We start from the raw sequence: 22,831 nt of genomic DNA, 5'->3' as shown, positions 1-22,831 counted from the left end.
CGGGGACGGGACACGACACTGAGTCGGACACGAAAGAACGGCACCGGATCTGTCCGGTGCCGCCCTGTCGTGGATCGGGTGGTTCAGGTGGTGCTGGTCAGGCGCGGGGGTCCACCTCGACCTCGTCGACCTGGGTGCCGGTGGCCGGGTCGGTGTGGCTCACGCGGCGCGACGAGTAGCCGGCGCCGGTGCCGCGGCGGCCGGTGACGACCAGCGACAGCAGGATGGCCAGCACGCCTGCGGCCATGCAGATCCAGCCGATCATGCCGAGGTTGACCACGTCAGTGGACGCGTTGAGCGCGAAGGTCAGGATCGCGCCGACGACGATCAGGAAGATGCCGACTCCGATGTACATGCTCACTCCTGGGGGGATTGCGGGCACTTGTCACCCGTTGCCCCGACTCTACCGGCCAAGAGCCCCTGACCTGCGCTAACGCCGCGTAATCCTCGCTCAGGACCGCCTCCGGGCGCTGCGCCGAAGGGCCCCGCCGCCTCGCCACGCCTGCGAGCCAGCAGGGCTACGTGACCTGACCACCTTTCTGGCCATCATTCTGTGGATTGCGCTTGTGTTCGAACATATGTTCGACTAGAGTTGCCTACATGTCAGCAGCCGCCACCCTTCGCACCGTCCCACTGGGGACGGTCGAAGTGCTGCACGAGATCGACGAACTGCTGGACCGGGTCGACACGGGCGATGTGAGCGGCGGCGCTGCCGCGGCGGCAGCGTTGGGCGACGTGGACCGCGTGATCACCCGGTTGCAGGCCGTCCGGCTCTCGCTGGTCGCCGAGGCGGACCGGTCCGAGGTGGCGTCCGACTCCGGACTCACCGACACGTCCGCGTGGTTGGCGGTCAGCACGCGCCGCGAGGGCGGGCAGGCGGCCCGTGACGTGCGACTCGCGACGGCGCTCGACAACGGCCTTGCCGCCACCCGTGAGGCGCTGGCCGCCGGAGACGTCTCCACCGAGCACGCCCAGGTGATCGCGACAGCCACGACGCAGCTGCCCGGCGGCCTGAGCCCGCAGGAGCGGGCAACGATCGAGGCAGACCTGGTGCGCCGAGCCAAGCTGGTCGACCCCGGCACCCTCCGCAAGGAGGGCCGCAGGATCCTGTCGGTCGCGCAGCGTTCTCAGGCCGAGGTCGATGCCCACGAGGACCAGGTGCTGCGCACCGAGGAAGACGCGGCGCTGGCCAAGGCACGACTGACCTGGCACCACAACGGCGACGGCACCACGACCGGCCATTTCACCCTGCCGACTCTCGCCGCGTCGATCCTGGCCAAGACCGTGCAGCAGATCGCGTCTCCCCGTCGGTTCGCCCAGCAGGCCGCCAAAGCGGCCAAGGCTGCCGGCGCCGCCACGGCGGAGGACGTCCAGGCCGCCACCTGGGAGGCCTTCCAGGCAGGCGGCGACTGGGCGCACCGCTACGGCACGGCATTCGTCGAGCTGCTCGAGCACCTGCCCACCGACAAGCTCAGCGGCAAGGTCGCAGCCACGGTCGTCGTCACCATCGACCACGACCAGCTCAAGGCTGCGGTCGGAGCCGCACACCTCGACACCGGCCACGACGTCTCGGCCGGGGAGGCCCGACGGCTGGCCTGCAACGCCGGCATCGTCCCGGCGGTTCTGGGTGGCCAGTCCGTGCCGCTGGACCTCGGTCGCCAGGAGCGGTTCTTCACCGAGGCCCAGCGGGTCGCCCTCGCCACGACGTACGACACGTGCGCGGCGACAGGCTGTGATCGGCCCTACGCCTGGTCCGAGCTTCATCACGAGGATCCGTGGGCGAGTGGGGCCCGGACCGATCTGGCCCTGGCAGTCCCCGTGTGCGGACACCACCACCGCAGGATCCACGACCCGCGCTACTCGCACCGGATCGACACCGACGACCGGGGGAAGAAGTGCGTCACCTTCGCCCTGCGGACCTGACGCGAGGGTTGGCGCGTTGGGCGGGCACACCCGTGGGGCTTTGGCATGCCCCGGGCCGGGTCTTGGCGTGCCCGCAGCTTGCTAGATCAGACGCCGCGCAGGTCGAGGGTCAGTTCGGCGGTGGCCCCTGCGACGAGGACGACGGGGATCCCCCAGTCCTGTTGGTAGAGGTGGCAGGCCGCGTGTTCGGGCACCTCACCGGTCTCGGGATCGCCGTCACACGATGCGGCCTGGACCGAGACGTGCAGCACTCCGTCGCCGGCCGCGGGGTCGAGGGTCAGCGTGCGGGTCAGGCCTTCGGAGCTGCCGGCACCGTCGCGCAGCAGGCCGTCGGGAGTCGCCGAGACCATCAGCCGGGTGGGGTCGCCCCACCGGAAGTCGAGCTTCTGCCCGGTCGGCGGGATGAAGTTCACCGTCAGCGTGAGGGGGCCTGGCGCGACCTCGGTGCGGGGTCGCTGGGTCTGGTGCGCGAGGCCGTCGACGCGCTGGGCCTTGTCGGGCAGGGCGATCCGCACGAGTTGGTGGGCCGCCGACTCGACGACGACCAGGCGCGCTCGAGGCTCGACGCTCGAGCGGTCACCGGACTCGGTGTCGCCGACCTCGTTCAGCTCGACGACGGCATCGGAGGGCTCGCGAAGGCCGGTCGCCAGGGTGCTGACCTCGCGGGTTGCCGAATCGAACCGGCGGATCGCTCCGTTGTAGGTGTCGCTGATGGCCACCGAGCCGTCGGGCAGGGTGGTCACGCCGAGGGGGTGCTGGAGCAGGGCTTCGCCGGCCGGGCCATCGCGGTGGCCGAAGTCGAACAGGCCCTGACCCACGTGGGTGGTGACGATGAACCCCTCGTCGGTGACGTCGAGGGATCGCAACGCCGAGGTCTCGGAGTCGGCGACCCACAGACGGGAGCCGTCTTCCGACACTGCGAGCCCGGACGGCTGGGCGAACCACGCCTCGTCGGCCGCGCCGTCGCGGATGCCTTCCGCGGACGTGCCGCCCAGGACGGCGACCGTGTTGTCGGCCGGGTCGGTGGCCAGGTGCAACGCCCACAGCTGATGGGTCCCGGCCATGGCGATCACGACCCTGCCGATGAACCAGGCCAGGTCCCACGGCGTCGACAGGTCCTGCTTGAGGGCCGGGCCGCTGCCGGACCGTTCGCGCAGCTGTCGACCCGTCCCGGCCAGCACCGTCCACGCGCCGTCGGCGAGCCGCAGGCCCAGGATCCTGTGGTTGACCGAGTCCGCGACGACCACGTCGTACCCGACCCGCTCCGCTGTGTCCGCCGGAAGCACGACCAGCCCCTGCGGTTCGTTCAGCTCGGTGCCACTCGTTCCACCGAAACGTCGGCGCTCGGTCGCCAGGTCGGACTCGAGCCACACGAGCTCGTGGTGCGCCGTGTCGGACACGAGGAACGAGCCGTCCGGCAGGGCAGCCGCCTTGCCCGGGAACCGCAGCGCCGTCTCGGCAGGTGCTGGCGGGGTGTACGGCGAACTGCCTTGGCGCAGGGTGCCTTTGGCACTGTGCTCGGCGATCAGCTCCTCGATCAGGACGGACAAGCCGTGGCCGTGGCCCTCGCCGGACATCGAGGCGACGAGGTAGCCCTCGGGGTCGATGACGACCAGGGTCGGCCACGCGCGGGCGGTGTAGGCCTGCCAGGTCACGAGCTCCGGATCGTCGAGGACAGGGTGGTGCACGGCGTACCGCTCGACCGCCGCGGCGAGGGCGTCGGGGTCGGCCTCGTGCTCGAACTTCGGGGAGTGAACCCCGATGAGGACAAGGGAATCCGCGTACTTCGCCTCCAACGGACGCAGCTCGTCGAGGACGTGCAGGCAGTTGACGCAGCAGAACGTCCAGAAGTCGAGGACCACGATCCGACCACGCAGGTCGGCCAAGGTCACCGGCTCGCCGCCGGTGTTCAGCCACCCGCGTCCGACCAGCTCGGGCGCGCGCAGGCGGGCTCCTCTTTTCACAGCAACACTCTTCACAGCCGCCGGTCCCGCAGGACGGGGAACTGCTCGCGCCAGGTGGTCACCGCATCGAGGTCGACCTCGACGCTGAGCACCTCCTCGCCGCTGCCTGCCATGGCGAGCGCTTCGCCGGTCGCCGAGATGACCTGCGAGTGGCCGCCCATCGCGGTGCCCGCGTGGGTGCCGGCGGTGTTGCAGGCGATGACGACGCACTGGTTCTCGATGGCGCGTGCGTGAGCCAGCAGGGTCCAGTGCCGCACGCGGGCCGCGGGCCACGCGGCCGGGATGACGAAGACGGTGGCGCCCGCGTCGAGCTGGCGGCGATAGAGCTCAGGGAACCTCAGGTCGTAACACGTCGAGAGCCCGGCGCGGTGGGCAGCGTGAGCGTCCTTGGACAGCGAGACCTCGCCCGGCAGGTCGACGAGGACGATCTCTTCACCGGCGTCCATGAGCTTGGGCTCGCCCGAGCCGAAGCCAAAGCGGTGGATCTTGCGGTATGCCGCGACGAGGCGGCCGTCCACGGCGTACACCAGCGAGGTGTTCCAGAGTCCGTGGCCGTCCGAGCCCACCTCGCCCGACGCGGGGCGTTCGACGATGGACCCGGCGTGGAGCATGACCCCTGCGTCCCGGGCGGCGGCGGACATCGCGGCACCGATCGGACCGTCGACCGGCTGGGCGCGCGCATCCCATTCGCGGTAGGAGAACCCGCCCGGCGCCCAGAGCTCGGGCAGGACCACGAGGTCGTGCCCGGCCTGGGCGCGCACGAGGTCCGTGACGCGCGTGATGCGCTCCGACATGGGTTCGTCGTCGCCGTACCCGATCTGCAGCACCGCAACCCGCATGGTCAGTCCTTCCCTGGCTCGTCGCCGCTTGGTTCGTCGCTCTGCACTCGTCGTTGCGGCGACTCGCGCTGCGTTCGCTTCGCCTCACGCTGCTTGAGTTCCTGCAAGTGTGCGTTGTAGGCCGCCAGCTCCGCATCCCCGTCGCGGTCGGCCTGGCGGTCCTTGCGCTTGGTCTCGGCCCGGTCGGTGCGGACCCAGGCCATCGCGACGAGCAGGGTGAGGATGACGGTCGGCGCCTCGCCGATGCCCCAGGCGATCGCGCCGGCCTCGCGCTGGTTGCCGAGCACGTCGGTCATCCACGGCAGCTTGAGCGCTTCGAAGAAGTCGGGGGCCAGCACCGTCGTGCTGCCCGTCATGACGACGCCGAAGAACGCGTGGAACGACATCGTCGCGAAGAGCACGACGAGCAGCATGATCGGCGGCCACTTCTTCGGGCCGGGGTCGATGCCGATGAGCACCCAGGTGAACAGGTAACCGGTGAGCAGGAAGTGCACCACCATCAGCACGTGGCCGGTGTGGGTGCGCAGGGCCAGCTCGAACAGCGGCGAATAGTAGAAGATCGCGAGGCTGAAGAAGAACAGCGCCGCTGCCACGACCGGGTTGGCGACCACCTTGAGCAGTCGAGACTGCACCACCTGGAGGACGACCTCGCGGGGCCCCCAGGTCTTGTCGGCGCGGGCCGGCAGGGCGCGCAGGGCGAGCAGGATCGGCGCCGCGGGCACGAGCAGCAGCGGCACGAGCATCGCGATGACCATGTGCATGACCATGTGCATGGAGAACAGCACGCGACCGTAGACGCCGGGGGCACCCGAGGTCGCGTAGGCGAACACCGCCCAGCCCAGCACCCAGACGATCGTGCGGTGCACGGGCCAGGCGTCGCCCCGGCGGCGCAGTCGCAGGACGCCGGCGATGTAGGCGCCGACGGCCAGCACGGCGAGGCCGAGCCAGAGCCAGTCGGTCGTCCAGGTCGTCAGCCACGAGGACCCGGAGAGCGGCCCGGGGTCGGGATAGCCGGTGAGCGCGAAGGTCCGTGAGGCGTCTGCCACAGGCACGTCCGGCACCGGCGGAGCACTGCGCGACAAGGCGACGGCCGTCCCCAGCGCCACCCCCATGACGACGAGCTCGGCACCCACGAGACGGACGAAGGCCGTGGACGTGCCGCGCTCGAGGCCCGCCAGCAGCGAGCGTCGGTGGCGCCACCCGGCATACCCGAGCAGGAAGAGGGCCACGGTCTTGACGATGAGCAGCACGCCGTAACGGGTGCCGAGGTCGCTCCACGACCCCACCCGGATCAGCGCACTCTGCAGGCCCGAGAGCGCCACCGCCGCGAAGCACCAGCCCGCCAGCGTCGAGAAGCGCGCCGCCGTCGGGGCGAGGTCGCCACCCAGGAGCGGCCGCAGCAGCGCGAGCGCGAGCAGGCCGCCGACCCAGACGGTCACCGCGACGAGGTGGACTGCGAGCGCGTTGACGGCGGTGCTGTGGTCGGTCGCCCCGGCCGCGTGACCGGCGAGCGCGAGGGGCAGCAGCCCGACCACGGAGATCACCGAGAGCCAGGCCATCGCGGCTCGGCTGGTCACCACGAGGGCGACGACCGAGACGAGCGCAGCGACGACTGCCGTGATGAGGGTGACCCTGATCGGCTCGATCCGCCAGGCGAACGTCGTGAACTGCTGCCCGAACGACGGGTCGGAGAGGGGGATCCCGATCAGGTCGGCCATGCCGAGCACGGCGCCGGCGGCGCCGGCGAGCGCCCACAGCCCGGCGGCGATACCAGCGAGCCTGGTGGCGGTCAGCCGGCGGTTCGTGCGCGTCGTCTCCGGCACGAGGTATGCCGCGTGCAGGAGCAGCCCGACCGTCACCGCGGCGGCGAGGTCGTGGACCACCCGGGCGTAGAGGACTCCCCACCGGACGACGACGCCGGGATCTGCGACGACCGGGGCCGTGGCGGCCTCGCCGATCACGGCCGCCAGAGGCAGCGCCACGAGGGCCGCGACCGCGAGCGCCAGGAGCGGAAGGCGCCCCATTGAGGCCGGTGGGGCCGGTGGGGCCGTCACGGTCCTGGCGACGGGAGAAGTCATGGCGACAGCCTAAGTATGGTGGAGTCATGTCCTTGCACCCGGCAGCACCCGAAGACCTGGCCGGACTCGTCACGGCCTACCAACAGACGACGCAAGCCGTCATCGACTTGGGCCGGTCCTGCTCGGATGCGGACTTCGACCTCCCGACGGCCTGCCCCGGCTGGACGGTCAAGGATCAGATCTCGCACGTCGTCGGTCTGGAGTCGTGGCTGCACACCGGAGACGTGCCGCGCGTCGACCTGCCCGACTACGACCACGTGCGCCATGAAGCCGGCAAGTTCATCGAACGGTCGGTCGAACTGCGGCGCTCGATGCTGGGCGCCAAGGTCGTCAATGAGCTGGAAACCATTGCGGCGCAACGCGTGGAGCAGTTCAGCGCCCCCGACATGACCCTCGAGACCATCGTGCGCGGAGCCTGGGGGCCGGCACCCGCGGGTGAGAACCTCCGCACCCGGATCCTCGACATCTGGACCCACGAGCAGGACATCCGGCAGGCCTTGCGCCGGCCCGGCAACCTCGACTCCGGTGGCGCCACCGTGTTCATGGAGCTCCTCTTCGCCTCGCTGCCCAAGCTCGTGGCCCGCACCGCCGGTATCGAGCCCGGCAACGTCGTCATCATCGACAGCACCGGACCGGTGGCCGGCCGGGCCGGCGTGTGGGTGGAGGCCAGCGACGACGGCAAGCCGCGCGGCATACCCCTGTTCTCGGGCATCGCCCACGACGGGGACCCCGACGACGTCTTCACGACGATCACGCTCTCGACGGACGCCCTCACCCGCCGGGCCGCCGGTCGCGGCGGGCTCGAGGACATCCACTTCACCGTGCAGGGCGACGAGGACGTCGCCCGCCGGGTGCTGGAGAACCTCGTCCTCGTTCCCTGAGAATCTTTGCTGCTGGGTCGTTGCTTGCATCACACAACCATGTCGTGATACTTGTATGTCGCAAGCAACTGTCTGTGCACCCTCCCAGCTCTGAGGTCCCCCATGTCCACGCACCACCTCGACCGGCAGACGGCTGAGCGCGTCAGCGTCGGCCTGATCCGGCTGATGAAGCTCCTGCAGGCCCTGCGCCAGCACGCGCCGCGCATCCACCCCGCCGTGGACGCCACCGCCTACCCGATCCTGTTCAACCTCGCCGCCGAGCCGCGGCGGGTCTCGGCGCTGGCCGAGTGCGTCCACTCCGACGTCTCGACCGTGAGCCGGCAGGTGAGCACCCTCGAAGGCCATGGCCTCGTCGACAAGGTCAGCGACCCCGACGACGGACGGGCCCAGGTCGTCCGTCTCAGCGACGAGGGCCAGGCCCTGCTCGCGGGCATCCAGCAGCAGCGGACCGAGTGGTTCCGCGAGCTGATGGCCGACTGGACCGCCGAGGAGGCCAGCGACTTCGCCGGTCACCTCGAACGGTTCGGCGCCGACCTCGAGGGCTTCCGCGAGCAGCTGACCACCCGCCGCCCCGTCCTTTCCACGCCCGCCTCCACCCCTACTCGTTCCACGGAGAACTGACATGGCAGCCGCCGCCCCCGCCCGTCCCGACGGGCCCCTGACCCACCGACAGATCATCACGATCCTGGTCGGACTGATGATGGGCATGTTCCTCGCCGCCCTCGACCAGACCATCGTGGCCACCGCCATCCGCACGATCGCCGACGACCTCAAGGGCCTCGACGAGCAGGCCTGGGCGACGACCGCCTACCTGATCACCTCGACGATCGTCACCCCGCTCTACGGCAAGCTGAGCGACATCTACGGTCGCAAGAAGTTCTTCTCGGCCGCGATCACGATCTTCGTCGTCGGCTCGGTGCTCTGCACCCTGTCGCAGTCGATGCTCCAGCTGGCGTTCTACCGCGCGGTCCAGGGCCTCGGCGCGGGTGGTCTCTTCTCGCTCGCCCTCGCCATCATCGGCGACATCGTGCCCCCGCGGGAGCGGGCCAAGTACCAGGGCTACTTCCTCGCCGTCTTCGGCACCTCGAGCGTTCTCGGCCCGGTCATCGGCGGGTTCTTCGCCGGTCAGGACAGCATCCTCGGTGTCGACGGCTGGCGCTGGGTCTTCCTCGTGAACGTGCCGATCGGCATCGCCGCGCTCTTCGTGGTCTCACGCACGCTGCACCTGCAGCACACCCGCCTCGACCACCGGATCGACTGGTGGGGCGCGGCCACGCTGACCCTCGGGCTCGTCCCCCTGCTGCTCGTCGCCGAACAGGGCCGCGACTGGGGCTGGGGCTCCGGACGGTCGATCGCCTGCTACGTCGTCGGGATCATCGGCGTCATCGCCTTCCTGCTCGTCGAGCGGGCCATGAAGGACGAGGCCCTGCTGCCGCTCACGCTGTTCCAGGAGCGGACCGTGGCCGTGGCATCCGGTGCCTCGGTGCTCATCGGCATGGCCATGTTCGGTGGCCTCGCCTCGCTGCCGCTCTACCTGCAGATCGTCAAGGGCGCGTCGCCGACCAAGGCCGGTCTGCTGCTGCTCCCGCTGACCCTCGGCATCATGGCCGGCTCGATCGTCTCGGGCCAGATCATCAGCCGCACCGGGCGCTACCGCCGGTTCCCGATCATCGGCTCGGCCCTGCTCGCGATCGCGCTGTTCGTCTTCCACTTCATCAAGGCGGACACCCCGCTGTGGCAGACCGGCATCGTGATGGTCGCGTTCGGGCTCGGGCTCGGCTTCAACTTCCAGCCGCTCACCCTCGCCGTCCAGAACGCCGTCTCCCCGCGGCTGATCGGCGTCGCCACGTCGTCGGCGACCTTCACCCGCCAGATCGGCGGCACGCTCGGCACGGCCGTGTTCCTGTCGATCCTGTTCTCCACGGTGCCCGACAAGATCTCGGCAGCGCTCACCACGGCATCGGGAACCAAGGACTTCCAGGCCGCCGTGGCCGATCCGGCCAACGCCGAGTTCGCCAAGGGACTGCAGTCGGCGGCCGGACAGGCCGGGGGGACGGCCGGGAGCGTGCTCAAGGACAGCTCGTTCCTCACCCACCTCGACCCACGGCTGGCCAAGCCGTTCCTCCAGGGCTTCTCGGACTCGATGGACCTGGTCTTCCTCGTGGGCGCAGGGGTGATGGTGATCGGCTTCCTCGTGATGCTGTTGCTCCCGCACGTCGAGCTGCGGGGCGGGTCTGCCTACTCCGAGCGCGGCGCGGCCGACAAGGCCGACGCTGACAGAGCCGACGCCGACAGGGCCGACGCCGACAGGGCCGACGCCGACAGGGCCGACGCTGACGCTGCTGCCGCAGCGCCGCCCGCGATCGGTCACTGACGTAGGGGTCTTCCCTGAACCTCCCCTGAATCTCCACCGAACCTCCCCTGAATCTCCACGTAGCCGCGCTGGTCGACCCGACCCGCGCGGCTACTGTGGCTCGCGTGGAAGCCGAACGAGTGGGGGCCGTGGTGCGCACCGAGCGCCTCACCAAGGACTACGGTCCGGTGCTCGCGCTGGACTCGCTCGACCTCGAGATCGGTCCGGGGATCACGGGACTCGTGGGCGCCAACGGGGCCGGCAAGTCGACGCTGCTCAAGATCCTGCTCGGTCTGGTCCCCGCGACCGGCGGGAGGGCGCAGGTGCTCGGCCACGACATCGCGACTCAGGGGCCGGCCATCCGCGCGGCCGTGGGGTACCTCCCGGAGCACGACTGCCTGCCCCCAGACGTGAGCGCGAGCGACTTCGTCGTGCACCTGGCGATGATGTCGGGGCTACCCAAGGTCGCGGCCCGTGAGCGAGCGGCCGAGGTGCTGCGCCACGTCGGACTGGCCGAGGAGCGCTATCGGCCGATGGGCGGCTACTCCACCGGCATGAAGCAGAAGGCCAAGCTCGCCCAGGCACTGGCCCACGACCCCCGACTGGTGCTGCTCGACGAGCCGACCAACGGCCTCGACCCCGCCGCGCGCGAGGAGATGCTCGGCCTGGTCCAGCGGATCGGGCACGACTTCGGGATCGCGGTCATCGTCACCTCGCACCTGCTCGGCGAGCTCGAGCGGGTGAGCGACCACGTCGTCGTGCTCGACGGTGGCCGGCTCCTGCGGGCCTCGCGCACCGACGAGTTCCTCGATGCGACCGGTGTCCTGCTGGTCGAGGTGCTCGGTGAGGACGGGACCGCACGGATGGCCCAGGCGCTGGCCGCCGTCGGGGTGGCGACCGCTCCGCGCGGCGCCCTCCTGACCGTCGACGCCGCTGCTGGGCAACTCGACGGGCACGAGGTGCACGACCTGATCCGTGACACCGCGAGCGACCTCGGACTCGGGCTGGTGCGGCTGCAGGTCGACCACCGCCGCATCGAAGATGTGTTCTCCGATGAGTGATCCCACGTCCGCGACCCCCGAGGGACGCAGCGTCATCCACGACCTCGGCTACCGGCCCTACACCGGCCCACGGCTCGGATCCGCGGCCATCGCCCGGGCGCTCCTGGTCACCGGTTTCCGCAACGCGTTCGGGCTGGGCCGGTCGGGCCGGTCGAAGGTGCTGCCGTTCATCCTGCTCGGCCTCAACGTCCTGCCCGCCGTCATCATCGGCGGGGTGATGGTGCTGGTCGGCCTCAAGGAGCTGCCGATCGGCTACGCCCAGTACGCCTCGACGACCCAGGTGCTGCTGGGCATCTTCGTCGCCTCCCAGGCACCCGTGCTCTTCTCGCGCGACCTGCGACACGGCACCATCTCGCTCTATCTGGCGCGCCCGCTGCCGTCCGCCACCTACGCGATCGCCCGCTGGGCCGCCCTCCTCGGCGCGACCCTCGTCTTCCTCCTGCTCCCGATCCTCATCCTGTATGCCGTGGCGCTGCTGGGTGAGCTCGACGTGTCCGACCAGTCCCGCGAGGCCGCCGTCGCCACCGGGATGGCGGTCCTGCTCGCGCTGTCGCTGGCCGGCGTGGCCGGGCTGATTGCGTCGTGGTCGACCCGTCGCGGGTTCGCCGTGGTCGCGACGATCGCGCTGCTGTTGCTCGGCAACGGCATCGTGACGGCGATCCAGGGCATTGCCGGCGAGGAGAACCACCCACGGGTCGGAGAGGTCGCCGGTCTGTTCTCGCCCTACTCGCTCTATCGCGGGCTGATGGCGATGTGGGCCGATGGTGAGATCGCGACCCCACCCACGGGCGTGCCGATGCAGACTGCCTACGTCGTCGTGTTCGTCGGCCTGTCCGCCGCGTGCCTCGGCGGCCTGGTGTGGCGCTACCGGCGGGTGGCGACGGCATGAGGGTGGTTGGTTCATGAGTGAGATCTGTCATGAGTGAGATATCGGTCGACCAGGCCTCACGGTGGTACGGCAACGTCGTGGCCGTCAACGGCATCTCGATGACGGTGCGGCCCGGGGTGACCGGGCTGCTCGGACCGAACGGCGCGGGCAAGACCACGCTCATCGCCCTGATGTCCGGCTTCCTCGCCCCGTCGGCCGGTTCCGTGACCCTCGACGGCAGGCCCATCTGGCGCCACACCGATGCCTACCGCGCCATCGGCCTGGTGCCGGAACGCGAGCTGAGCTTCGGCTACCTCACCGGCCGCGAGTTCGTGCGGGCCAACGCCGAGCTCCACGGGCTCGCCGACCCGGGCGCCGCGACGGAACGCGCCCTCGACGTGGTCGAGATGACCGAGCCCGCCGCCCGCCGCATCGGCACCTACTCCAAGGGCATGCGGCAGCGCGTGAAGCTCGCGTCCGCGCTGGTGCACGACCCGGCGGTGCTGCTGCTGGACGAGCCCTTCAACGGCGTCGACCCCCGCCAGCGGTTGCACCTGATGACCCTGCTCCGGCGGATGGGGGCCGAGGGTCGCACCGTGCTCTTCAGCTCGCACATCCTCGAGGAGGTCGAGCAGGTGGCCCGGCAGATCGAGGTCGTCGTGTCCGGCCGGCACGCGGCGTCGGGTGACTTCGGCCAGATCCGCAGGCTGATGACGGACCGCCCGGTGCAGTACGTCGTCGTGGGCGACGACGACCGTGGACTGGCCAGCGCCCTGATCTCCGAACCCTCGGTGGTCGCGGTGTCGCTGCGCCCGAAGGGTGGGGTGGACGTGTCCGTGTCCGACTTCGGCGCCTTCGCGGTCCGGTTGCCCCAGGTGGCCCGGCAGCACGGCATCCGGATCCTCGAGCTGACCCCGACCGACGAGTCGCTCGAGAGCGTCTTCGCCTACCTGGTGGGGGGCTGAGCTGTGCGGACCCGAAACCGCTTGCCTCTCAACCCCACGATCCTGCGCCTGTCCCGCCAGGCCCTCCTCGGCCGTCGCCGCGGCCTGGTCCTGGTCCTCATCCCCGCAGTGCTCGTCGCCCTCGCCGTGATCGTCGCGGCGCTGACCGACGACGCCGTCGGGTACGACGCCGTGCTCACCCTGGGCTTCACGCTCGCCCTGCCCCTCGTCGCACTCCTCGCCGCCACCGCGGTACTCGGCCCCGAGGTCGACGACGGGTCGATCGTCTACCTGATCTCCAAGCCGGTGAGCCGACACGTCATCGCCCTCAGCAAGTTCGCGGTGGCGTGGGCTGCCACGATCGCGCTGGGTGCGCTGCCGCTGCTGGTCGCGGGCCTGGTCCTGGACGGCTCGGACATGCGGCAGGCGGTCGCCTGGGGCACCGCCGGTGTGGTGGCGGGCACGGCATACACCGCGTTGTTCCTCGCGCTGGCCGCCTTCACGCGGCACGCCGTGGTGATCGGGCTGCTCTTCGCCCTCCTGTGGGAAGGGCTGCTCGGCTCGCTCCTCGGCGGGATCAAGTGGGTCTCCATCGGGCCGTGGGGTCGCGGTGTCGCCGAGGAGATCAGCCCACAGGTGTCCGGCTCCGGCACGGGACTGGCCTACGCGCTGGTCGCGGCCACACTCGTCAGCCTCGCGGCACCGTCATCGGTGCGGGCCTTCGACGTGTGCGCTGGACTCAGCCCCAGACGAGGCCTCGGGCCGGGTCGGCCAGGATGGCCCCGACATCGGCGATGAACTTGCTGCCGAGCTCGCCGTCCACGAGGCGGTGGTCGAACGACAGGGCCAGCTGGGTGACCCAGCGCGGCTCGATCGTCTCGGTGCCGTCGGCGGCCGTGACGACCCACGGCTGGCGACGGATCGCACCGAAGGCCATGATCGCCGACTCGCCCGGGTTGATGATCGGGGTGCCGGTGTCGACGCCGAAGACCCCGACGTTGGTGATCGTGATGGTGCCGCCGGACATCTCGGCGGGCTGGGTGCGGCCCTCACGCGCGGTCGCCGTCAGCGCGCCGATGGCCTCGGCCAGCTGGCGCATCGACATCTGGTCGGCGTCCTTGATGTTGGGAACCATCAGGCCACGCGGGGTGGCGGCGGCGATGCCGAGGTTGACGTAGTTCTTGACCACGATCTCCTGGGCGGCCTCGTCCCACGTCGCGTTGATCTCCGGGTGGCGACGGATCGCGACGGTCATCGCCTTGGCCAGCACCAGCAGCGGCGTGACCTTGACGTCCTTGAACTCGCGGTCCTTCTTCAACCGGTCGACGAGCTCCATGGTGGCCGTCGCGTCGATCGTCACCCACTCGGTGACGTGCGGTGCCGTGAACGCGCTGCCGACCATGGCCTGCGCGGTCATCTTGCGGACACCCTTGATGGGGATGCGCGTCTCGCGCTCGCCTCCGCGGGTGAAGACCGGAGCCACGTATGCCGGCTGGCCGGCACCCGCCGGCGCGACCGGGGAGACGCCGATGGCAGCGTTGCCCGCGCTGGAGGACTGGCCCGTCGCGTGGGCGTCGATGTCGGCGCGACTGATGATGCCGCCCTCACCGGAGCCCGCGACCGCGGCGAGGTCGATGCCGAGGTCCTTGGCGTACTTGCGGACCGGCGGCTTGGCCAGGGCGCGGGCGCCACCCTCCCGGGCGGCAGGCGCGCTCGCTTGACCCGACAAGGGTGCGCTTGACCCCGAAACGGTTGTCGAGTCAGGCGCCCCTTTATCGGGTGACCCGATAAAGGGGGGATCAGCTGACTGCGACTTGCGGGGACGACGCTTGGCCTCGGTCTGCTTGACGCCGTAGCCGACGAGGACGGCGGTGCGACCGGTCGACGTGGTGCCGCCGATCTTGCCCTCTTCGATCTCCTCGTCGTCGGAGGCGTCAGCCGCGGCGGCCGCCATCTTCGGAGCAGGCGAGCCCTCGATGCCGGGCTCGACGGCGCCGGCCGCGGGGGCCTCCTGGACAGGAGCGGCGCCCTGGCCCTGCGCCGGTCCACCCGCAGTGTCGACGGAGATGATCGGCGTGCCGACCTCGACCGTGTCGCCCTCGGAGACGTGCAGCGCCGTCACGGTGCCGGCGAACGGAACCGGCAGCTCGACGAGCGACTTGGCGGTCTCGATCTCGACGATGATGTCGTTGACCTTGACCGTGTCGCCGACCTTGACGTTCCAGGTGACGATCTCGGCCTCGGTCAGGCCCTCACCGGGGTCTGGAAGCTTGAACTCTTTGACTGCCATGCGTTTTCGCGCCCCTCTCAGAAGGCCAGTGAGCGGTCGACGGCGTCGAGCACCCGGTCGAGATCGGGGAGGAACTCCTCCTCGAGCTTGCTCGGCGGGTAGGGCAGGTTGTAACCGCCGACCCGGAGCACCGGAGCCTCGAGGTGGTAGAAGCAACGCTGCTGCAGGGCTGCGGCGATCTCCGCACCCATGCCGAGGAACGTCGATGCCTCGTGGACCACGATGGCCCGGCCGGTCTTCTCGACGGACGCCGCGACGGTGTCGAGGTCGAGCGGGCTGAGCGTCCGCAGGTCGATGACCTCGAGGTTCTTGCCCTCGCCTGCGGCGGCCTCGGCCGCCTGGAGGCACGTCTTGACCATGGGGCCGTAGGCGACGAGCGTCGCGTCGGTGCCCTCGCGGCATACCTGTGCCTTGAGCAGGTCGCGGGGGGCGGCGGACTCGTCCACGTCGCCCTTGTCCCAGTAGCGGCGCTTGGGTTCGTAGAAGAGCACCGGGTCGTCGGACTCGATGGCCTGCTGGATCATCCAGTAGGCGTCCTCGGCGTTGGAACAGCAGACGACCTTGAGCCCTGCGGTGTGGGCGAAGTACGCCTCGTTGGACTCGGAGTGGTGCTCGACCGCGCCGATGCCACCGCCGACGGGGATGCGGATGACCATGGGCAGCTTGATCTTGCCGAGCGAGCGGGCCCGCATCTTGGCGACCTGGCTGACGATGTGGTCGAACGCCGGGTAGATGAACCCGTCGAACTGGATCTCGACGACGGGACGGTAGCCGCGCAGCGCCATACCGATCGCGGTGCCGACGATGCCGGCCTCCGCGAGGGGGGTGTCGATGACGCGGTCCTCGCCGAAGTCCTTCTGGAGGCCGTCGGTGACGCGGAAGACGCCGCCGAGCTTGCCGATGTCCTCACCCATGAGGACGACCTTGGGGTCGCGCTCCATGGCGGCGCGCAGGCCGTTGTTGATGCCCTTGGCAATCGTCATGGTCCCCATCAGTGGCTCCCCTCACCCTCGAAGCCGGCGTGGTAGGCGGCGAACTCCTTGCGCTCGGCCTCGACCACCGGGTGCTCCTCGACGTAGATGTGGTCGAACATCGAGTCGGGCGTCGGGTCGGGCATGGACAGGCAGCCCTCACGGACGGCGACTGCGAGCTCGTCGGCCTCGGTCTCGAGGGCGTCGAAGAAGATCTGGTCGGCCTTCTGGGTGTGCACGAGGTAGGACTTGAGCCGCTCGATGGGGTCGCGGTGCTTCCACACCTCGACCTCGGCGGAGACGCGGTACTTGGTCGGGTCGTCCGAGGTGGTGTGGGCGCCCATGCGGTAGGTGTAGGCCTCGATGAACGTCGGGCCGTTGCCGGAGCGAGCCGCGTTGAGCGCCTGCTGGGTCACGGCATACACGGCCAGCACGTCGTTGCCGTCGACCCGCACGCCGGGGAAGCCGAAGCCGCGCGCCCGCTGGTAGAGCGGGATGCGGGTCTGGCGCTCGTTGGGCTCGGAGATGGCCCACTGGTTGTTCTGGCAGAAGAAGACGACCGGGGCGTTGTTGACGGCCGCGTAGACGAACGACTCGTTGACGTCGCCCTGCGCGGTGGCGCCGTCACCGAAGTAGGCGATCACGGCGGCGTCGCGCTCCTCGTCGCCGGTGCCGACGTCGCCGTCGCGCTGGATGCCCATGGCATAGCCGGTGGCGTGCAGCGTCTGGGCGCCGATGACGATCGTGTAGAGGTGGAAGTTCTTCTCGTTCGGGTCCCAGCCGCCGTGGTTGACGCCACGGAACAGGCCGAGCAGGTTGAGCGGGTTGACCCCGCGGCACCAGGCGACGCCGTGCTCGCGGTAGGTCGGGAAGGCGTAGTCCTGCGGGCGCATCGCGCGACCGGATCCGACCTGCGCCGCCTCCTGGCCGAGCAGGCTGGCCCAGATGCCGAGCTCGCCCTGGCGCTGGAGCGCGGTGGCCTCGGCGTCCACGCGGCGGATGAGGACGAGGTCGCGGTAGAAGCCGCGCAGGTCCTCGTCGGTGAGGTCCTTGACGTACTCGTCGTACTCGGTGTTCTCGACGCGCTGGCCCTCGGGGGTGAGCAGCTGGACCATCTCGGGTCCGCCGTCACCGACCTCCGGGACCGGGGCGGTCAGCTCGGCGAGCACCTCGTCCTCATGCTCGACGCTCGTGGCGCCGGCGACTGCGTTGTCGCTCACTGGAACTCCTTCTTCACCCGGGCGGGGTCTCCGCCGACGTGGGGCGGCTGGTGTGGGGCGCGCTTGTGGCGGCGCTCACAGGGGTCCTTACACGGCCAAGATATCGGGACGACGGAAAATCTCAGAATCCGGACGCTTCCGTGCTCATCACCTGCACCTTTGTATGCCGCGCGGCCCAGTTCAGTTCGTCTCACGTGATGCGGGACTGCGAGCGCCAGAGGTCGATCCCGGCGTCGACGGCGTCGCGATCGATCCCCTCGAGCTCGGCGTCGCTGAACCGCAGGTTGCTGACCGCCGCTGCGGAGTCCTCGAGCTGGCCGACCGAGGACGCTCCGACGAGCACCGAGGTCACCCGCTCGTCGCGCAGGGCCCAGGCCAGCGCCAGCTGGGCGAGGGACTGGCCCCGCTCGGTGGCGAGGTCGTCGAGCTTGCGGATGTGGGCCAGCGACTCGTCGGTGAGCAGGTCGGGCGACAGCGACTTGCCCTGGCTGGCGCGCGAGCCTTCGGGTATGCCGCCGAGGTACTTGTTCGTCAACATCCCCTGGGCCAGCGGGCTGAACGCGATGCAGCCGATGCCCCGCTCACCCAGGGTGTCGAGCAGGCCGCCCTCGATCCACCGGTTCACCATGGAGTACGACGGCTGGTGGATGAGCAGCGGGACGCCCATCTGCTCGAGCACCTCGGCCGCACGCTCTGTGCGCTCGGGCGAGTAGCTGGAGATACCGGCATACAACGCCTTGCCCTGCTGGACCGCGGTGGCGAGGGCACCCATCGTCTCCTCGAGCGGGGTGTCCTCGTCGGGGCAGTGGCTGTAGAAGATGTCGACGTAGTCCAGCCCCATCCGGGTCAGGCTCTGGTCCAGGCTCGCGAGGAGGTACTTGCGCGAGCCGCCGATGCCATAGGGGCCGGGCCACATGTCGTAGCCGGCCTTGGAGCTGATGACGAGCTCGTCGCGGTAGGGCTTGAAGTCGGCGGCGAAGTGGCGCCCGAAGTTGACCTCGGCCGCGCCATAGGGCGGGCCGTAGTTGTTGGCGAGGTCGAAGTGCGTGATGCCGATGTCGAAGGCGCGGCGCAGGATCGCGCGCTGCACGTCGAACGGTTTGTCGTCACCGAAGTTGTGCCACATACCGAGGCTGACGGCCGGGAGCCGCAGGCCGCTCTGACCCACCTTGCGGTAGGGCATCGGGCCGTAGCGGTCCGGGCGGGCGAGATAGGGCGGGAGCCAGGTGTCGACCATGGCCCCAGTCTGTCGCGCCGGGGCGCCCCCGACTACCTGGGGCCCTGTGCGTCGGCGCGGTCGACGCGGTCAGCCGGTGGGTGCGATGTTCTGGTTGTGCCGGAACACGTTCTCCGGGTCCCACACGCCCTTGATCGCGCGGAGGCGGGCGAGCTTGGTCTCGCCGAAGGAGCTCTCCACCCGCTCCTGACCCTCATCGCCGATGAAGTTGAGGTAGACGCCTCCCGACGTCCACGGCTTCATCGCCGCCGCCAGCGTCCGCGTGTGGGCGATGTTCGCGTCATCGTCTGCCGGGTCGGGCCAGATCGACAGGTAGTGGATGTTGAACGGCGCCTGCCGCTCCCCGAAGGCGGTAGCTTCCTCGGCCACGCGCGCGACCGCACCCCCGCCGGGGACGACGATGACCTGGCTCACCGGCGACACGGGCGCCGACGCCAAGGACGCGAGGGTCTCGACCGCCTCGTCCGGCAGCTCCTCGAGGAAGTCGGCCGTCCAGTAGTTCTGCAGGCCGTGCGGGTTGGCATCATCGAGCAGCCGCTGCAGCGCCACGTAGGGCATCGGGCCGACGTGGGCGAAGACGGGCGGCCCGAAGGTCAGCAGCGGGGCCAACGCCGCCTCGGCGCCCTCGAGCGGGCCGGTGTAGGCCACGATCACGCCCACTGCCGGTTTGCCGCGGGCCGGCTCCGGCACCATCTCGATCGGCGGAGCGGTGATGAACGCGACGCCCCCACCCACCTCGTCGGGCGCGTCGACGAAGAAGTCCCGGAAGTTGCGCAGCACCGCGGCTCCCATCGGGGGCGGATAGATGAGCATGCCGCCGAAGACGATCGGTCCGATCGGGTGCAGCCGCAGGGTGAAGCGGGTGACGACGCCGAAGTTGCCGCCCCCGCCGCGCAGGGCCCAGAACAGGTCGGGGTTCTCGGTCTCCGAGGCCGTCACGATCCGGCTGTCCGCCGTCACCACCTCCGCCTCGATGAGGTTGTCGCAGGTGAACCCCAGGCTGCGCTCCAACCAGCCGCTGCCGCTGCCCAGCGCGAGACCACCGACGCCCGTCGTCGACACGCGCCCGCCGGTCACCGCCAGACCATGCTCCTGGGTGGCTGCGTCGAGCTCGCCCCACGTGCACCCGCCGCCCACCTGCGCCGTCGCCGTCTCGGCGTCGACCACGATGTCGCGCAGTCCCCGCAGGTCGACGCACAGCCCGCCGTCCACGACCGCCGAGCCGTTGACCGAGTGGCCGCCTCCGTAGACGGAGATCGGCAGTCCGCAGGTCCGGGCGTGGGCGATCGCGGCCGCCACGTCCGCCGCCGTCCGGCAGGTGGCGATCAGGGCCGGCGCCCGGTCGATCATGCCGTTGAACACGCGCCGAGCCTGGTCGTAGCCGTCGTCACCCGGCGCCAGCTGGAGGCCCGAGAACTCCGGGATGGTGGGGCGGACGTCGGTCAGGTCGGTCATGGCAGGCCTCCAGGAGTGTTTTGCCGACTCTCCTCCGGCCCCCGGATGCCGCGCCTCCCCCAAAGGGACGACGGGGCCGGGAGGTCAGGCCGGGTCGACCGGGTGCTCCGCGAGGAAGTCGCCCGCCACCTGGATCAGCACGTCGTTGGCCTCGGTCTCCCCGATGGTCGCGCGGACCCCGTCCGTGCCGTACTGGCGCAGCGTCAGACCTGCCTCCTGGGCGGCCGCCGCGAAGTCGGCGGACCGGTCACCCAGCGCGAACCACACGAAGTTGGCCTGCGTCTCGGGGATGAACCAGCCCTGGCCGCGCAGCTCCTCGACCACCCGGGTGCGCTCTGCGACAAGGGAGTCCACGCGCTCCTTCAGCTCGTCGAAGGCCCTGAGCGAGGCCACCGCGGCAGCCTGCGCGATCGAGTTCACGCCGAAGGGCGTCGCCGTCTTGCGCAGGGCCGACGCGACCGGGGGGTGCGCCACGGCATACCCGATGCGCAGGCCGGCCAGGCCGTAGGCCTTGGAGAAGGTGCGCAGCACCATCACGTTGGGGCGGTCGCGGTAGAGCTCGAGGCTGCGCGGCGCCTCCTCGTCGGTGACGAACTCGACGTAGGCCTCGTCGATGACGACGAGCACGCGGCTCGGCACGGCGTCGAGGAACCGCTCCAGCTCGGCGTGGGTCACCATCGGGCCGGTGGGGTTGTTGGGGGTGCAGACGATGACGACCTTGGTGCGGTCGGTGATCGCGGCGTGCATCGCGTCGAGCCGGTGGCGAGCGTGGTCGTCGAGCCCGACCTGGACCGAGCTGGCGCCGGCGAGCGCGGTGACGATCGGGTAGGCCTCGAACGAGCGCCACGCGTAGACGACCTCGTCGCCCGCGTCGCAGGTGGCCGCGATGACCTGGCCGAGGACACCGACCGAACCCGTGCCGGTCGCGATGTGCTCGGCCGGGACGCCGAGCGTGTCGGCGAGCGCCTGGGTGAGCTCGGTGACGGCCATGTCGGGATAGCGGTTGATCGCGCCGGCCGCCTCGCGCACCACCTCGAGGACCGACGGCAGCGGCGGATACGGGTTCTCGTTGGACGAGATCTTGTATGCCGTGACGCCCGCGGGCGCGGCTGCGGGCTTGCCGGGGACGTAGGCGGGCACCTGGTCGAGGGCCGCGCGCAGGCGGACGTCGGTGTCGTTGGTAGAGGCAGCGTCGCTCATGGCTTCACTCTAGGCGCGGCCCCGCCGGCGGCTGACCGGGCCGTCGTCGTCGGACGTGTCGTCCAGGTCGTCGTCCAGGTCGTCGTCAGGGGCCTCGCCGGTGAGCCGCGTCTCGAGATCCTCGCGCACGTCTCGGCGGAACTCGTCGTCGCAGCGCAGGACCGGTGAGGCCGCGACCCAGTAGTGGCCGTCGATTCGCAGTTGGACGGCGCCACCCTCCTCGAGGTCACCTCGCACACCGCAGCGCCCCTCCGGTCGCGGATGCTCCTCCGAGCCGAGGACAACTGCCCAATGGGGGATGTCGCCCAGCAGGAGCAGCACGAACCACAGCTCATCCTCGGTGCGGACCAGCTGGTAGTCCCACTCACTCGTCACCGTGCCCAGGGCCGCCCGTCGGATGACCAGCCAGGCGGTGAGCGCACGGTAGGCGGCCCACAGCAGCACGACCAGCGCGCCGGCACTGAGGGCGTAGCGCCACGGGTCGGGCAGCGACTCGGGGAACCAGGCAACCGCGAGCAACACCCCCGCCGGCCACCACCGGCCGGCGGCGAGGGACATGACCACGGGTTCCCACCACCGTCTGGGAGGAGGCTCGAGGGCCGCCTCACCGACCCAGTCCTCCTGCCGAGAGACCGACCGAGCCAGCTCGCGCAGGCTCAGGGCCGCGACCTCCGCGGGCCGCGGTGGCGCCGCGGCCTTCGGCGCCGAGCCGTCGGGTGCCCGGAGCCTCATCACGGGCCGGCGCAGCCGGCGGGCACCCAGCACGAAGCCCACCAGCACGGCCAGCAGTCCGGGGCCCAAGGTGAGGCTGGTGATCCCCTCGAAGCTGCCTTCGCGGTCCATGGCGCTCTCGTCGAACGGCCAGGCCAGCGCGCGGACCGTCAGGGTGGAGCCGACGCGCGGATAGGGCTCATAGCAGTCGACCTCGGCGTACTCCGACCGCGCACCGTCGCGCCAGGTCACGGCGCACGAGTCACCCTCGTCGCCCGCGACCAGCCGCACCATGGTGGCCGAGACGTCGTGGCCGGACCACCAGATCGCCTGGAACAGCCCGGCGCCGACGAGGGCGACCAACGCGAAGAGGACGGCTGAGCGGGGAACCCCCGCCCGGAGGCGCTGAAGTGTTCCCGCAGGCCGGGCAGGAGCCGCGAGCAGGGCGTCGAAGGTAGGCCACCAGCTCTCCGTCGGACCCAGGAAGTAGCGCTTTCCCGAGTCGTCCACGTAACCCCGGAGGTCGGCGACCTCGTCCAGCTCCTCGTCCACCTTGGACCGACGCGTCGCGCTCCGGCCGACCTCCTCGCGAGCCAGCAGCAGGTGGTGGCGGGCGGTGACCACGCGCAGGTCGTTGCCGTCCAGGATCGCCAGACCCGCGGAGTCCTGCTCCGCGTCGACGAGCACGGGGATGGCCACCCGTCGTCCGGCGCGCACTGCCGGGAGGCTCCGCCGTCCCCGCCAGCCGCGCCACGCGGCATACCCGAACCCACCGGCAACGCTCAGGCCGATGCCGATGGCCGGTCCGACGAGATCCTCCCAGGAAGCCATCTGCG

The 22,831-nt window shown here is 70.6% G+C and carries 19 protein-coding genes; 8 read left to right on the top strand and 11 right to left on the bottom strand.

What is annotated here, in order from left to right:
- Positions 1 to 97: 97 nt before the first annotated feature.
- Positions 98 to 355, bottom strand: coding sequence for a DUF6458 family protein (locus AC1DYG_RS15645; protein WP_477640794.1), 258 nt, complete (start codon positions 353 to 355; stop codon positions 98 to 100).
- Between the two features lie 245 nt (positions 356 to 600).
- Between AC1DYG_RS15645 and AC1DYG_RS15640 the strand changes: the two genes are divergently transcribed.
- Positions 601 to 1,923, top strand: coding sequence for an HNH endonuclease signature motif containing protein (locus AC1DYG_RS15640; protein WP_477640793.1), 1,323 nt, complete (start codon positions 601 to 603; stop codon positions 1,921 to 1,923).
- Between the two features lie 86 nt (positions 1,924 to 2,009).
- Here the strand turns inward: AC1DYG_RS15640 and AC1DYG_RS15635 are convergent, their stop codons facing one another.
- The 3 genes from AC1DYG_RS15635 to AC1DYG_RS15625 are packed head-to-tail and all read right to left on the bottom strand — an operon-like array spanning position 2,010 to position 6,804.
- Complete coding sequence (locus AC1DYG_RS15635) at positions 2,010 to 3,887, bottom strand: NHL domain-containing thioredoxin family protein (protein ID WP_477640792.1); 1,878 nt, start codon at positions 3,885 to 3,887, stop codon at positions 2,010 to 2,012.
- An 11-nt stretch (positions 3,888 to 3,898) separates the two neighbouring features.
- Complete coding sequence (locus AC1DYG_RS15630; RefSeq protein WP_477640791.1) at positions 3,899 to 4,726, bottom strand: carbon-nitrogen family hydrolase; 828 nt, start codon at positions 4,724 to 4,726, stop codon at positions 3,899 to 3,901.
- A 2-nt stretch (positions 4,727 to 4,728) separates the two neighbouring features.
- The gene (locus AC1DYG_RS15625; RefSeq protein ID WP_477640790.1) at positions 4,729 to 6,804 is read right to left on the bottom strand and encodes a bifunctional copper resistance protein CopD/cytochrome c oxidase assembly protein; all 2,076 of its coding nucleotides are present in this window, start codon (positions 6,802 to 6,804) and stop codon (positions 4,729 to 4,731) included.
- A 26-nt stretch (positions 6,805 to 6,830) separates the two neighbouring features.
- On the opposite strand from AC1DYG_RS15625, the gene AC1DYG_RS15620 reads away from it, so the two are divergent.
- From AC1DYG_RS15620 to AC1DYG_RS15590, 7 genes are all read left to right on the top strand, one after another.
- Entirely contained in the window at positions 6,831 to 7,685 is an 855-nt protein-coding gene (locus tag AC1DYG_RS15620; RefSeq protein WP_477640789.1) for a maleylpyruvate isomerase family mycothiol-dependent enzyme, read from the top strand.
- Positions 7,686 to 7,787: 102 nt separating this feature from the next.
- Positions 7,788 to 8,306 carry a MarR family winged helix-turn-helix transcriptional regulator gene (locus AC1DYG_RS15615; protein WP_477640788.1) on the top strand — a complete coding sequence of 173 codons (519 nt, stop codon included), beginning with the start codon at positions 7,788 to 7,790 and terminating at the stop codon, positions 8,304 to 8,306.
- A 1-nt stretch (position 8,307) separates the two neighbouring features.
- Positions 8,308 to 10,059: an MDR family MFS transporter gene (locus tag AC1DYG_RS15610; protein WP_477640787.1), complete on the top strand. Its 1,752-nt coding sequence runs from the start codon at positions 8,308 to 8,310 to the stop codon at positions 10,057 to 10,059.
- Positions 10,060 to 10,163: 104 nt separating this feature from the next.
- The gene (locus AC1DYG_RS15605; RefSeq protein WP_477640786.1) at positions 10,164 to 11,099 is read left to right on the top strand and encodes an ABC transporter ATP-binding protein; all 936 of its coding nucleotides are present in this window, start codon (positions 10,164 to 10,166) and stop codon (positions 11,097 to 11,099) included.
- The gene (locus tag AC1DYG_RS15600; RefSeq protein ID WP_477640785.1) at positions 11,092 to 11,988 is read left to right on the top strand and encodes an ABC transporter permease; all 897 of its coding nucleotides are present in this window, start codon (positions 11,092 to 11,094) and stop codon (positions 11,986 to 11,988) included. Before AC1DYG_RS15605 ends, AC1DYG_RS15600 begins: the two co-directional genes overlap by 8 nt.
- A 29-nt stretch (positions 11,989 to 12,017) precedes the next feature.
- Positions 12,018 to 12,932: an ABC transporter ATP-binding protein gene (locus AC1DYG_RS15595; protein WP_477640784.1), complete on the top strand. Its 915-nt coding sequence runs from the start codon at positions 12,018 to 12,020 to the stop codon at positions 12,930 to 12,932.
- A gap of 21 nt (positions 12,933 to 12,953) precedes the next feature.
- Positions 12,954 to 13,709 (top strand): ABC transporter permease, encoded by a 756-nt coding sequence (locus AC1DYG_RS15590; RefSeq protein ID WP_477640783.1) that lies wholly within the window; start codon positions 12,954 to 12,956, stop codon positions 13,707 to 13,709.
- Here AC1DYG_RS15590 and AC1DYG_RS15585 read toward each other — a convergent pair.
- From AC1DYG_RS15585 to AC1DYG_RS15555, 7 genes are all read right to left on the bottom strand, one after another.
- Positions 13,651 to 15,201 carry a dihydrolipoamide acetyltransferase family protein gene (locus AC1DYG_RS15585; protein ID WP_477640782.1) on the bottom strand — a complete coding sequence of 517 codons (1,551 nt, stop codon included), beginning with the start codon at positions 15,199 to 15,201 and terminating at the stop codon, positions 13,651 to 13,653. The genes AC1DYG_RS15590 and AC1DYG_RS15585 overlap by 59 nt on opposite strands.
- Positions 15,202 to 15,218: 17 nt before the next feature.
- Entirely contained in the window at positions 15,219 to 16,193 is a 975-nt protein-coding gene (locus tag AC1DYG_RS15580) for an alpha-ketoacid dehydrogenase subunit beta (protein WP_477640781.1), read from the bottom strand.
- The gene (pdhA, locus tag AC1DYG_RS15575; RefSeq protein WP_477640780.1) at positions 16,193 to 17,392 is read right to left on the bottom strand and encodes a pyruvate dehydrogenase (acetyl-transferring) E1 component subunit alpha; all 1,200 of its coding nucleotides are present in this window, start codon (positions 17,390 to 17,392) and stop codon (positions 16,193 to 16,195) included. The genes AC1DYG_RS15580 and pdhA overlap by 1 nt, the downstream gene beginning before the upstream one ends.
- A gap of 190 nt (positions 17,393 to 17,582) precedes the next feature.
- Positions 17,583 to 18,629: an L-glyceraldehyde 3-phosphate reductase gene (gene mgrA, locus AC1DYG_RS15570; protein WP_477640779.1), complete on the bottom strand. Its 1,047-nt coding sequence runs from the start codon at positions 18,627 to 18,629 to the stop codon at positions 17,583 to 17,585.
- 69 nt (positions 18,630 to 18,698) lie between these two features.
- A complete protein-coding gene (locus tag AC1DYG_RS15565; protein ID WP_477640778.1) occupies positions 18,699 to 20,084 on the bottom strand; it encodes an FAD-binding oxidoreductase in 1,386 nt (461 codons plus the stop codon).
- Between the two features lie 84 nt (positions 20,085 to 20,168).
- The gene (gene hisC, locus AC1DYG_RS15560) at positions 20,169 to 21,284 is read right to left on the bottom strand and encodes a histidinol-phosphate transaminase (protein ID WP_477640777.1); all 1,116 of its coding nucleotides are present in this window, start codon (positions 21,282 to 21,284) and stop codon (positions 20,169 to 20,171) included.
- A gap of 9 nt (positions 21,285 to 21,293) precedes the next feature.
- Positions 21,294 to 22,826: a hypothetical protein gene (locus tag AC1DYG_RS15555; protein ID WP_477640776.1), complete on the bottom strand. Its 1,533-nt coding sequence runs from the start codon at positions 22,824 to 22,826 to the stop codon at positions 21,294 to 21,296.
- Between the last annotated feature and the right edge of the window lie 5 nt (positions 22,827 to 22,831).

The sequence above is a fragment of the Pedococcus sp. P1_H8 genome (genome assembly GCF_056405175.1).
The sequence above is the reverse complement of the archived record's forward strand: the minus strand, read 5'-3'. Positions and strand labels throughout refer to the sequence as shown.